This window comes from Spirillospora sp. NPDC047418, assembly GCF_040643275.1.
Taxonomy (GTDB): Bacteria; Actinomycetota; Actinomycetes; order Streptosporangiales; family Streptosporangiaceae; genus Spirillospora.
This window is the reverse complement of sequence record NZ_JBEYTW010000030.1, coordinates 42,022-54,101: the sequence shown is the minus strand read 5'-3', so window position 1 is coordinate 54,101 and position 12,080 is coordinate 42,022. Positions and strand designations below refer to the sequence as shown.

Here is a 12,080-nt window from a genome sequence, read left to right as displayed (position 1 = left end):
TCGCCTACCGCGTTGCTTGACAGCAGCATCGGCAGGCCGGGCTGTGCCTGGCCTGCCGATGCCTCGTGCTCGTCATCCGACGCCTCTGCCGCGTCAGCCGATCACCGGTGGTGCGGTGTCGTCGTCGCCGCCCCAGACGTCCTCGTCCTCGGTCAGCCACGTGCTGCGCTCGTGCTCGTTGCCGTCGCCGCCACCGCCGCGAGCGCCGGCGCCCATCGGCATACCCATGCCGCCCATGCCGCCCTTGGCGCCGAGGGCGTTCTTGCCGAACGCGCCCGGACCGGCACCGAACGCGCCCGGACCGGCACCGAGGCCGGGACCACCCGGGCCCGCGCCGGGACCGCCGCCGAGACCGCCGCCACCGAGGCCGGGAGGGCCGCCGGGGGGGAGCCCGCCGCCACCGCCGCCGAGGCCGGGAGGGCCACCGCCGGGAGGCATGCTGGCCAGGTCCGTGCCGGGGCCGCCGCCGCCACCGTAACCGCCGGGGCCGCCCGGCAGATCGGGACCGCCAGGACCACCGGGAGGGTTGCCGGGTCCGTTCGGGCCGCCGGGGAGATCACCGGGACCGCCGGGAGGGTTGCCGGGGCCGCCGGGGAGATCGCCGGGACCACCGGGCCCACCCGGCATGTCGCCCGGACCGCCGGGACCACCCGGCATGTCGCCGGGGCCGCCGGGACCACCCGGCATCTTGGGCGAGCCCGGAGGGTTCCCAGGACCGCCGGGCGGGTCCTTGTCCCACACGTTCGGGTCGGCCTTCGGCATGTCCTGCTGGATTCCGCGCGGGAAGTTGTTGTTGGACTGGAGCGTGCCGTCGTTGATCTCACCCATGACATCTTCGGCGGCGAAGTTGTTTCCGGCGAGGAAGGTGGCCGCGGCGGCGGGCGAGACGGCCGCGCCCCACTTGACGACGCTGCCGACCCAGCTGTTCAGCGGGCCGCCGCTGCCGTACGCGTTCTTCCACTGCGTCTGCTGGTTCCCGTGCGTCGTCAGGGCACCGCTGGTGGTGTACGCCGTGTCGTGGATCTCCTTCGCCTGTCGATAGGCCTTGTTCATCTGCTCCATGGCCTTTTCGGCGTCGTCACCCCCCCACGACTCGACCAGCCGCCCCGCCTGCTTGAAAAGCAGCCCGACGGATTCGTTGATCCTCGTCGCGGCCTTGCTGTAGGCCGTCGCAGCCGTGTGCACCTGGCCGGGCTGCATGCTGTCGACGACCTGCTTGACCTGGTCGAAATGGTCTTCCCAGACCTTGAGCTTGTTGAAGAAGCCGCCAGTGCCCTGGTCATCCGTCTGGATGTTGTCGACTCTGATCTTCGCTTCTTGTCCCACTGCTGATCACCCTCTCCGCTGGCGCTGCCGATCAGATGGCCGTGTGCGGGGAACCGGCCGCTTCCACACCCCGCTGGGAAGCGTCATCAGCATTGCGGTGGCTCTTGTTCGACGCCCGGATGGCCTCGATCACCTGCTCGTAGGCGGTTAGAAACTGGTCGAAAGTGCCACCGATCTGGTCGCGCGCCGCGATGACCGTGTTGTACAGGCCCTGGCCGGCCTTGTAGTTGCCCATCGCGGACTCGGGCGGGGTGGCATCGGTGATCTGGTTGCTCCACCGTTCGTCGCGCAACTTCTTCAGGTCGGCGTCGAGCTTCTTCACGATGTCATCGAGTACATCGTGCTGGATCGCGATTTCTTTGCCGCCGGCCGTGGGCAGGTTGTTCGGGTACGAACCACCGCCCGGTGCTTTGGGTGCCATGTGCGCTTACCTCCTGTCAGTTTTCGATCCAGAACTGTCCGGGAGATCAAGACGGCACATGACCGCTCGTCGGCCCCCGGTGCGGCGAAGCGGGCCCTGGCCGTTCGCACGGCCAGGGCCATCCCATTCGGAAACCCGGAATGAGTTCTCGCCGGCCGTCCGATCAGCCCCAGATGCCGGAGTTGCTCCGCTCGGCCTGCTGGTAGTTGTCGTGGGCGTCGCGAATGGCGAGCCCCAGCTGCGCGACGACGTTCTGCATGTCCTTGGCGGCGCCGTCCCACTGCTTCTGAAAGACCCAGTAGGCGTCCTGGGCGGAGCCCTCCCACTGGTTGAGCTTCGTCCGGAGCTTGCCCTCCAGGTCGTTCAGCTCGTCCATCAGCGCCCGCGCGGCCTGGCTGAACTGCGCCTCACCCTCGCTGAGGCCACCGAAATTGGCTCTCGTGTAGCTCATGATTCTCCTTCTCCAGCCGTTGACACCTAAAGCGAATTCGGTCAGGTCGTGCCGTTGAGCAAGGACTGGACCTTGTTCACGGCCTGCTCCGACATCTCTTCCTTCGACTCGTAGGTGATCTTCGTCTGGACGAGGCTCTGGTGCATGCCCTCCAGCGCGCGCAGGACCTTGCCGAAGTCCTCGTTGAACCGGTTGAACACCGACTCGAAGGCCATGGAGGCGTTGCCCTCCCAGGCCGACCGGACCTGCTGCTTGTGTCCTTCGAGCTGCGACTGCAGCCCCTTGATGATGTTCGCGGATGCGTCGATGTCGTCCGCGGCCTGCTTCATTGCCGCTCTGTCGACGGCAGACTGCTGCCCCATCAGTCACCTCCAGTGACTCGTATCGTCGTGACCCGCGAGGGTGGTCCGGAACAGAGGCGCCGGGCCAACACCAACTGCCCCCGTTTCGGCAGCGCTTTCAACCCTGTGGCCAGGAAGGCGGGGGGTCGCACCGCAGAGTGCCTCCTACCATAGGATCATCCTCGCCGGGTGTCCATCCGTTCATGCGCAGGGTTAGACGCAATAACGTCCATTGCGGTTCGGTTGAATCTGAAATCATCCGCCGATCAGTTCCCTGCCTGCGTATTCGCGGTCTGGGTGGCCGATACGGCGGCCGGATCGAGCACCGGACCCTGCACGATGAGGTCCAGCACCCCCGCCGGGACATTGGACGCGTCGCCGGGCAGGGAGTAGCCCAGCTTCTCCGCCGTCTCCTTGTCCTTGATGGGGAATCGCTTGCCCTCGGCGACGAGGTAGTAGGTGTTGACCTGGTCGGCCTGCCCGGGGCTCGGCACCCGGCCGGCGAGCGCCGCGCTGCCGGGCGGGAAGAGGAGCTGGTCGGCGCCGTTCGCGTTGGCCGTCTCCGGCGGCGCGGGCAGCGAGCCGTTGAGGGTCAGGGTGGCGTCCTCGTTGCCGCTCGGGTCGCTGTAGAGCGCGCACAGCGGGTTCGTCCCGGTGAAGGGGACGATCTCGGGCGCCTTGCCCTCCAGCTTCTGGTCCCGGATCTGCTGCGCGGACCGTCCGACCGCGTTGACCTGCCCGGCGTTGATGTCGATCGGCCGGACGCCGCCCGCGCCGTAGGCCTTGCGGATCTCCGGGTCGGCGACCAGCAGGTCCCGCTGGATCGGGGTGATCGGCGCCAGCCCGTCCGCGAGCAGCACGAACGAGGAGGACGAGCCGGACGCGGTGCTCAGGTTGAAGACCTGCCCCACCCGCGCCTTGCCGGCCGGCCCGGTCGCGTTCTGCCCGAGGCCGGGGATCTTCGGTGCGGCGAAGTCCGGGCCCTGCGTGACCGAGTTCAGCCACTTGCCGGCGATCTGCACGGGGGTCGCGCCGAGGGTGGCCAGCGCGTACGGCGGCATCCGCATCCGGGTGTTGCGCCACAGCAGCCAGTTCTGCCCGTCCGCCTGCACGGTCAGCGCCTGGCCCGCCTTCAGCGGGGTGCCGCCGACCTCGCGCCCGGCGGTGAGCGTGACGAGCGACCGGCGGCCGAGCGAGGTGCCCTCGACCGTCCGGACGCAGACCGCCCACGGGGCCTGGGTCAGGTCGCCCGGCTTCGGCAGCGTGTTCGGCGCGCCCGGGATGCCGATGGTGGGGCCGCGCTGGAACTCCTTGAGGGACGATCCGGAGACCGTCCGGCGGCTCTTGTCGTCGGCGCCCGCGACCAGCCGCGCGGACACGTAGTTGCTGACCGGGCACAGCTTGCCGTTCTCACACCACACGTAGCGGGCGCCGGTCTCCTTCTCCACGATCAGCATCCCGGCCTTCTCCAGGCCGGTGGCGCCGCCCGGCCGGATGACGCCGTAGATGCCGAACGCCGCCATGCACAGGATGCCGATCATGATGCCGCTGAACGCGGCGATGTTCATCCGGCGCATCGGCAGTTCGGGATGGTCCGGCTCACCGGAGATGAGCGCCAGCGACGCGCGCTGGCTCATCAGGCGGTGGGCCTGCAGCAGGTCCTTGCGAGTCTGCACGGGGGGCTCCTAACCGGCGAGCCCGCGCATGTACGCGAACAGACCGCACTCTCCGAGGGCCAGCGGGATGAGCGCGATCAGCAGGAACATCTCCAGGATGTCCCCGGCGCGGCTCCAGAACGGCGAGGGCCGGTGCCCGGGCAGCCAGAGCCCGACGCCCGTGAAGATCCCCGTGACGACCACGAGCGGGATGATCGCGCCGGCCACCAGGCCCGCCGCCGAGGCGTCCCACGCCTGCCCGACCACCACCGCGGCGATGCCGAGCACGCCCGGCGCCAGCAGGTTCAGCCGCTGCGCCCGGCTGCGGAACAGCCGCGACCGCAGCAGCATCAGCACCGAGATGACCGACGCGGTGGTCGGGCCGAGCCAGCCGTCGTCGAACGCGGACGGGATGAGCCCGATGAACGCGATCACGCCGAGCCCGGCGGTGAACCCGGTGATGAACCGGTTGGCGCGGCCGGTGCGGGTCAGCACCTGCTGCCCGTCCACCATGATCGTGTCGCGGCGCAGGTCCTCGGCGCTCTGCGGCACCGGTGGAAGTGTCACCTTGGAGAAACGGAATGCCAGCGTCGGGGTGAGGGGGGTGAGCATCATCGCGACCACCACCGTGACCGCCGCGATACCTCCGGCGGACAGGTCGTCGAACGCCAGCGCGACGGCGGAGCCGATCGCGCCGAGCAGCCCACCGACGACCATCCCCCAGAAGACGGACGCGCCGCCGGTGATGCCGACGACCGCGATCACGGCGACCAGCACCAGGGTGCCGAACCCCGCGAGCGCGTTCAGCGCGTCCAGGCCGGAGAACGCGGTGTCGCGGGCGGGCGCGAGCAGCCCGGCGAGGAACGCGTGCGGCAGCGCGGCGAAGCCGAGCACCGTGCCCGCCCGCTCGTCGCCCGCGGCGCGCGACACCGACACCGCCGCGGCGAGGTACAGCAGGCAGATGACGCCGGCCGCGGCGGCCGGGACGATCCAGGACGGACCGGCCAGCAGCACCACGATCGCCGCGACCACCGAGGCGCCGCCGCCGACCGACAGCGAGAACTGCCGCGTCCACTCGGGCCGCCAGCGGTCGCGCCGGTCGTTGATCGCCGTCGCGACCACGTCCGCGACGTCGTCGAACGCGAGTTCCGGCAGCTGCGACATGCCGGGCCGCAGGTAGAGGACCTCACCGTCGCGGAGCCCCGCCTGCGACGGCGTCGTCCCGCCGTCGAACGGGGCCTCGTCCAGCCGCTGCAGGACCCACCCGCCGTGGGCGAGCCCGGCATCGGCCATCTGCGCGCCGGAGTAGTGGAGGATCGCCGGAAAGAACTGGGCGAAGGGCACGTGAGCGGGGAGCGAGATGTCGATGCGGCGCTTCGGGGCCACCACAGTGACCCTGCACAGCTCCGCCCCGGTGACTGAAGCCACTGTTCTTCCTCACCTGTAAGCATGGCTCCTGGGGAGCGTCCGGACACCGGCGAAACCATGACCGCGACAAATCCGAAATCGCGCGCCTACGGGGTCGTTCCACCGTCGAAGGACGGTACCAGGGTCGGCCGTCCCCGAGCAGAGCCCATCCACGCAACCACCCACCCCGCAAGCCGGGTCGTGTGGCTCAGGCGGGCGGGCCCTGGCCGCCTCGCGCGGGCCGCGCACCCGGCGCGCCTCTCCGCCCGCCGACCCGCTGCCGATAGGTGACGTAGCCGAACACCAGGGCAACGAGCAGAACGAGGACGGGGCCGTAGAAAAGCCGCAGGGTGAAGGTCGCGGCATCTGACGCGGACGCCCGTACCCGCATGGTCTTGCCCGTGTCGCCCTTACCGGCGCCCGCGATCCGGCCGCGGTGCTCGGTGCCGTCGGGGAGCGTCCACGTCCCCGTGCAGACAAGGGGCCTCCGGCCGGGATTGTGGCAACGCTCCACCGTCGCCTTCGCCGGGGTCCCGGTCGCGTACCACCACAGCGGCCGGGCAAGGAACGCGAACCCCACCAGCGCGGCGACTCCCAGAAGGGCGATGTTGAGCCTCGCGCGAGAGCCCGCTCCGCCGGAGCGCGGAGGGCCCGAGGAGGACGGCCCCCTCATTGGCGGCACGCTGCCGGTCCGGACGGCGATGGACGCCCTTCCAGATGCCTGCCCCACCGTCCGTCGGGCCCGAACATGGTGTTCTCCCAGTTCTGTGGATTCACTGTCGGTCGGCGGAGAGAAGATAGGTGTTCTCCTGCAACCAGGGCATCGTGCGGGCCGTCCGATTCGCTATAGCGTGCTGTCCCGAAGGTCGTGGCAAGCGCGTTATCCGTATGATGTCGGGCTGCGACGCCTGTCGGCCAGAGGGGAGCCCGGTCCAGTGAGCACGCTACTGGTGCGGCGTAAGGAACGCAGGAAGCCACCGGAGATGCCGCGGGGCGAGGTGCTGCTGGAGTCCCCGCCCGAACTGCCGGAAGTCACCAACGACGGGTTCCGCAGCGTGCTCACGTACCTGCCGATGGCGGCGGGCTCGGGCGCGATGGCGTTCATGTTCCTGAATCCCAACTCCAACCCGCTGCAGATGGTGGCGGGCGGGATGATGGGCCTGTCGATGTTCGGCATGATGTTCAGCCAGGTCGGCCAGAAGTCCGGCGAGCGCAAGTCGAAGCTGAACAGCGAGCGGCGCGACTACCTGCGCTACCTCGGGCAGGTGCGGGCGAAGGTGCGCAAGGCCGCGTCCCAGCAGCGCGAGGCGCTGGAGTGGTACAACCCCGACCCGACGCGGCTGTGGTCGATCGTGATGAGCTCCCGGCTGTGGGAGCGGCGCCCCGAGGACGGCGACTTCGGCCAGGTCCGGGTCGGCGCCGGGCCGCAGCGGCTCGCGGTGCAGCTGATCGCGCCGGAGACCAAGCCCGTCGAGGACCTGGAGCCGATGAGCGCGGGCGCCCTGCGCCGGTTCATGCGGACGCACTCGACCGTCCCCGCGCTGCCCGTCGCGATCAACCTCCGGTCGTTCTCGCGGATCTTCCTGTCCGGGGACGTGGACGCGAGCCGCGCCATGGTCCGCGCCATGATCATGCAGATGGCGGCGTTCCACTCCCCCGACGACCTGCAGGTGAGCATCTGCACGTCCCAGGAGCAGCTGCCGCACTGGGACTGGACGAAGTGGCTGCCGCACGCGCTGCACCCGACCGAGCAGGACGCCGCCGGGCAGGTCCGCCGGATCGCGCCGACGATGTCGGAGCTGGAGATCCTGCTCGGCCCGGAGGTCAAGGACCGCTCCCGGTTCGTGGCGGGCCGCCCGTCCGGTGAGCTGCCGCTGCACGTGGTCGTGGTGGACGGCGGCATGGCGTCCTACGACTCGCAGCTCGCCGCCGACGGCATCGAGGGCGTCTGCGTCATCGACCTCGGTCAGACCGTCGGCCACACCACCGAGGGCGGGACGCTGCGGCTGAACGTCGCGGCCGGCCGGGTCCGCATGCTGAAGAAGGACCGGACCGGCAAGGACGTCCCGTCCTCGATCGGCGCCCCCGACAAGATCAGCATCCCGCAGGCCGAGAGCCTCGCCCGCCAGCTCTCGCCGTTCCGTGCCAGCGCCAGCGACACCACCGAGGAGGAGGACGTCCTCTCCGGCAACATGACGCTGACGTCGCTGCTCGGCGTCGAGAACGCGTACGCGGTCGACCCGGCGCGGGTGTGGCGGCCGCGCGCCCAGCGCAACCGGTTCCGGGTGCCGATCGGGCTGGACGCCGACGGGCGTCCCATCGAACTCGACATCAAGGAGTCGGCGCAGGGCGGCATGGGGCCGCACGGCCTGTGCATCGGCGCGACCGGTTCCGGCAAGTCGGAGCTGCTGCGCACGCTGGTGCTGGGCCTCGCGATGACGCATGGGCCCGAGATCCTCAACTTCGTCCTCGTCGACTTCAAGGGCGGCGCGACGTTCCTCGGGATGGACGGCCTGGAGCACGTCTCCGCCATCATCACCAACCTGGAGGACGAGCTCCCGCTGGTCGACCGCATGTACGACGCGCTGCACGGCGAGATGGTGCGGCGGCAGGAGTACCTGCGGTCGATGGGCAACTACGCGTCGCTGCGCGACTACGAGAAGGCCCGGCTGGACGGCGCCGACCTGCCGCCGATGCCGACGCTGTTCCTCGTCCTGGACGAGTTCTCCGAGCTGCTGTCCGCCAAGCCCGACTTCGCCGAGCTGTTCGTCATGATCGGACGTCTCGGCCGGTCCCTCGGCGTCCACCTGCTGCTCGCCTCGCAGCGCCTCGAGGAGGGCAAGCTGCGCGGCCTGGACACGCACCTGTCCTACCGGATCGGCCTGCGGACGTTCTCCGCGATGGAGTCCCGCGTCGTGCTCGGCGTGCCCGACGCCTACGAGCTGCCGCCCGCGCCCGGCAACGGGTACCTGAAGTTCGCGACCGAGCCGATGGTGCGGTTCAAGGCCGCGTACGTGTCGGGCCCGGTCGACGAGCAGCCCGCCAAGCAGGACAGCGGCCGGCAGACCGGCCAGGTCGCCGCCCAGGTCGTCCCGTACCTGCCCGGCTACATGCGGCCGCAGGTCATCGAGCAGCCCGACCGGCCCGAGCCGGAGCCGGCGGAGAACAAGAACAAGGACGCGCTGTTCGACGTGGTGGTCCGGCAGCTCGCCGGCCACGGCGCGAAGGCGCACCAGATCTGGCTGCCGCCGCTGGACGACCCGCCGCCGCTGAACGAGATGCTCCCGCCCCTGCAGGTCACGCACGAGCACGGGCTCACGACCGCGGGCTGGGAGGGCCGCGGCAAGCTGTACGCCATGGCCGGCATCGTGGACAAGCCATTCCACCAGCGCCGCGACCCGTACTGGCTGGAGCTGGCCGGCGCCGCCGGCCACGTCGGCATCGCGGGCGGCCCGCAGAGCGGCAAGTCGACCACGATCCGGACGCTGATCGCGTCCCTCGTCCTCACCCACACCCCCGCCGAGGTGCAGTTCTACTGCCTGGACTTCGGCGGCGGCGCGCTCGCCTCGCTGGGCGAGCTGCCGCACGTCGGCGGCATCGCGACCCGCCTGGACGCCGACCGGGTCCGCCGGACGGTCGCCGAGGTCAGCGGCCTGCTGGAGCAGCGCGAGCGGGAGTTCGCCGAGCGCGGCATCGACGGCATCGCGACGTACCGGCGGATGCGCGCCTCCGGCGAGCACCCCGGCGACGGCTACGGCGACGTGTTCCTCGTCGTCGACAACTGGCTCACGCTCCGCCAGGACTACGAGGCCATGCAGGACACCATCACCCAGCTCGCCGCCCGCGGCCTCGGGTACGGGATCCACGTCATCGCCTCGTCCAACAAGTGGACGGAGTTCCGCAGCAACGTCCGCGACCTGTTCGGCACCAAGCTGGAGTTGCGGCTCGGCGACCCGTACGAGTCGGAGATCGACCGGAAGCTCGCCGACAACGTGCCCGAGGGGCGTCCCGGCCGCGGCCTGTCCCGCGACGGGTTCCACTTCCTCACCGCCGTCCCGCGGATCGACGGCGGCGCCGCCGACGAGTCGCTGAACGACGGCGTCCTGAAGATGGTGCAGGCGATCAGCGAGTCGTGGACCGGCCAGCGCGCCCCGCAGGTCCGCATGCTCCCGGACGTCCTGCCCGTGTCGGACCTGCCGTCGCCGGCCGAGACCGGCATGCGCATCCCGATCGGCATCGACGAGGAGTCCCTCTCCCCCGTCTACCTCGACTTCACCCAGGACCCGCACTTCCTGATGCTCGGCGACGCCGAGTGCGGCAAGTCGAACCTGCTGCGGCACATCGCCACCGGCATCACCAGCCGCTACACCCCCGAGCAGGCCCGCATCATCTTCATCGACTACGGCCGCTCGCTCCTGGACGTCGCCAACACCGAGCACCAGATCGGCTTCGGGGCGTCCGCGCCCGCGGCGACGTCCCTGGTCAACGACATCCGCGGCGCGATGATGCAGCGGCTCCCACCGGCCGACCTGACCCCCGACCAGCTGCGCTCCCGCTCCTGGTGGACGGGCGCCGACCTGTTCCTCATCATCGACGACTACGAGATGGTCGCCACGTCCGACAATCCGCTGCGCCCCCTCGTCGAACTGCTTCCGCAGGCCCGCGACATCGGCCTGCACATCATCCTCGCCCGCGCCATGGGCGGCGCCGGCCGCGGCATGTTCGACCCGGCCATCACCCGCATCAAGGAGATGGCGTCCCCGGGCCTGCTGATGTCCGGCAACAAGGACGAGGGCATCCTGCTCGGCAACATCAAGCCCCACAAGCTCCCCCCGGGCCGCGGCTACCACGTCGACCGCCGCACCGGCACCCGCCTCATCCAGACCGCCCACCGCAACGACGACCCCGCCCAGTAACACCGCTCTCCTGCACTACGAACGGACCAGCACATGAGCATCGAAGCCAAGGTCAAGGCCGCCAATATTCGCAAGCTCGGCGGGGACATGGAGAAACTCGCCGATGGGCAGTTGCCCAATGCGAAGAACATTCTGACCGGAATCTCGGTGGGCTTTCCCGGTTTCTCCGTCATCGGCCTCCCGCTCCACTTCGCACACGAGCGGCTGATCAAGGACGCCGCCGACAAGATCGACAGCGCGAAAGGGACGATGGAGAAGTTCAACGAGGCCCTGGTCACGACGGCGCTGACGTGGGCGAAGGCCGACGAGACGAGTTCGGCCAGCATCACCTACTGACCCCCACGACGAGCGGCGCACCACAGAATCCGCGCGCTCCCCTCGACCGGAGGAATCCATGTCATACGAATCAGGCATGCCCATGCACCTCGCCGGCACCGCGATGACGTGGGGCACCGTCTGGCTGCTCACGCCGATGATTCCGGTGGCGGTGCTGATGACCCTCAGCACGTCCAACCCCGGAATGATCGACGCCGCCGGAACCCACTGGGAAGAGTGCAGGACGAAACTCGAAGAGTACAAGAACGACCTGACAACGCTGAAGAAGCAGTTCGACGCCGACGACGAGAACTGGACCGCGGACGACAAGCTCTACTTCGACCACGCGGTCGAGGCGTACGTCGACGAGCTGGACAAACTCCACACGACGATCAAGACGGTCGAGGACCTCGCGAAACTGGTGGCCAAGATATTCTTCGGCCTCTGCATCTTCGTGCTCGCCGTCGGCGGGGCGGTGCTGGCCATCGCCCTGGCCACCATCGCCCAGCTTCCGATCCCGATCGTCGGCGAGTTGGCCTACTCCCTGGCGCAGACGGCCGCGCTCATGATCATGGAGACGAGTCTGCCCGCGTTCACCGGCGTCCAGACCGCCCTGCTGGGCTTCGGCGCCATCGCCACCGCCGTGGCCGGCGGCGCGTGGGGCGCCGATCTCATCACCCTCGGCTCGCCGGAGCCGAACTTCAAGGACGTCACGATCTCGATGCCGAGCGGCCCGCTCAAGTAGCCGGCACCACTGAGAACACCACTCATCGAAAGGACGGGCATGACGCAGGACTTCGGCGACTTCGCCAACATCAATGTGGACGAGGCGGTGAACCGGGCCAAGCGGCAGGCCGAGCAGGTCGCCCAGATGCAGGACAAGCTGTCCGAGGCCGTCGGCCGAGCCGAGTCCCAGGACGGATACGTCAAGGTGACGTACACCAGCGCCGCGGGAATCGCCGAACTGGAGATCAATCCGCGCGCCATGCGGATGGCGTCGGCCGACCTCGCCGAAACGATCAAGAGCACGGTCAAGGACGCCGCCGCCGACCTGCAGGCCAACATCCGCTCGATGATGGCGGAGATCTACGCGGGGCAGCCCGACAACCCGCTGGATATCATGCAGGATCCGTCCAAGATGACCGAGAGGCTCGAGGAGATGAAGGGTCTCCTCGACAGCGCCATGGGCGACGCCTCCCTCTACATGGAAAAGCTGCGCCGACGCATTCAGACGTAGCCGTTCGAGCC

The 12,080-nt window shown here is 69.6% G+C and carries 11 protein-coding genes; 4 read left to right on the top strand and 7 right to left on the bottom strand.

From position 1 onward, the window contains the following. Positions 1 to 93: 93 nt before the first annotated feature. The 7 genes from ABZ806_RS20350 to ABZ806_RS20320 form a co-directional block, all read right to left on the bottom strand. Complete coding sequence (locus tag ABZ806_RS20350) at positions 94 to 1,326, bottom strand: WXG100 family type VII secretion target (RefSeq protein ID WP_500218879.1); 1,233 nt, start codon at positions 1,324 to 1,326, stop codon at positions 94 to 96. A gap of 31 nt (positions 1,327 to 1,357) precedes the next feature. After that, positions 1,358 to 1,747 (bottom strand): hypothetical protein, encoded by a 390-nt coding sequence (locus ABZ806_RS20345; RefSeq protein WP_500218878.1) that lies wholly within the window; start codon positions 1,745 to 1,747, stop codon positions 1,358 to 1,360. Positions 1,748 to 1,910: 163 nt separating this feature from the next. Next, a complete protein-coding gene (locus tag ABZ806_RS20340) occupies positions 1,911 to 2,198 on the bottom strand; it encodes a WXG100 family type VII secretion target (protein ID WP_500218877.1) in 288 nt (95 codons plus the stop codon). Between the two features lie 41 nt (positions 2,199 to 2,239). Next, positions 2,240 to 2,560, bottom strand: a complete 321-nt coding sequence (locus tag ABZ806_RS20335; protein WP_131944590.1) for a WXG100 family type VII secretion target — start codon at positions 2,558 to 2,560, stop codon at positions 2,240 to 2,242. 245 nt (positions 2,561 to 2,805) lie between these two features. Continuing rightward, a complete protein-coding gene (gene eccB, locus ABZ806_RS20330; protein WP_500218876.1) occupies positions 2,806 to 4,215 on the bottom strand; it encodes a type VII secretion protein EccB in 1,410 nt (469 codons plus the stop codon). A 9-nt stretch (positions 4,216 to 4,224) separates the two neighbouring features. Beyond that, positions 4,225 to 5,622 carry a type VII secretion integral membrane protein EccD gene (eccD, locus tag ABZ806_RS20325; protein WP_500218875.1) on the bottom strand — a complete coding sequence of 466 codons (1,398 nt, stop codon included), beginning with the start codon at positions 5,620 to 5,622 and terminating at the stop codon, positions 4,225 to 4,227. 187 nt (positions 5,623 to 5,809) lie between these two features. Next, positions 5,810 to 6,181, bottom strand: coding sequence for a hypothetical protein (locus tag ABZ806_RS20320; protein WP_500218873.1), 372 nt, complete (start codon positions 6,179 to 6,181; stop codon positions 5,810 to 5,812). A 355-nt stretch (positions 6,182 to 6,536) separates the two neighbouring features. On the opposite strand from ABZ806_RS20320, the gene eccCa reads away from it, so the two are divergent. Genes eccCa through ABZ806_RS20300 form a run of 4 tightly spaced genes read left to right on the top strand, consistent with a single transcriptional unit; the run spans position 6,537 to position 12,069 of the window. Beyond that, complete coding sequence (gene eccCa / locus ABZ806_RS20315) at positions 6,537 to 10,517, top strand: type VII secretion protein EccCa (RefSeq protein ID WP_500218872.1); 3,981 nt, start codon at positions 6,537 to 6,539, stop codon at positions 10,515 to 10,517. 33 nt (positions 10,518 to 10,550) lie between these two features. Beyond that, the gene (locus ABZ806_RS20310; protein ID WP_500218871.1) at positions 10,551 to 10,853 is read left to right on the top strand and encodes a hypothetical protein; all 303 of its coding nucleotides are present in this window, start codon (positions 10,551 to 10,553) and stop codon (positions 10,851 to 10,853) included. Positions 10,854 to 10,911: 58 nt separating this feature from the next. Further along, positions 10,912 to 11,577, top strand: coding sequence for a hypothetical protein (locus tag ABZ806_RS20305; protein WP_500218870.1), 666 nt, complete (start codon positions 10,912 to 10,914; stop codon positions 11,575 to 11,577). Positions 11,578 to 11,616: 39 nt separating this feature from the next. Beyond that, positions 11,617 to 12,069 carry a YbaB/EbfC family nucleoid-associated protein gene (locus ABZ806_RS20300; RefSeq protein ID WP_500218869.1) on the top strand — a complete coding sequence of 151 codons (453 nt, stop codon included), beginning with the start codon at positions 11,617 to 11,619 and terminating at the stop codon, positions 12,067 to 12,069. The last annotated feature ends 11 nt before the right edge of the window (positions 12,070 to 12,080 follow it).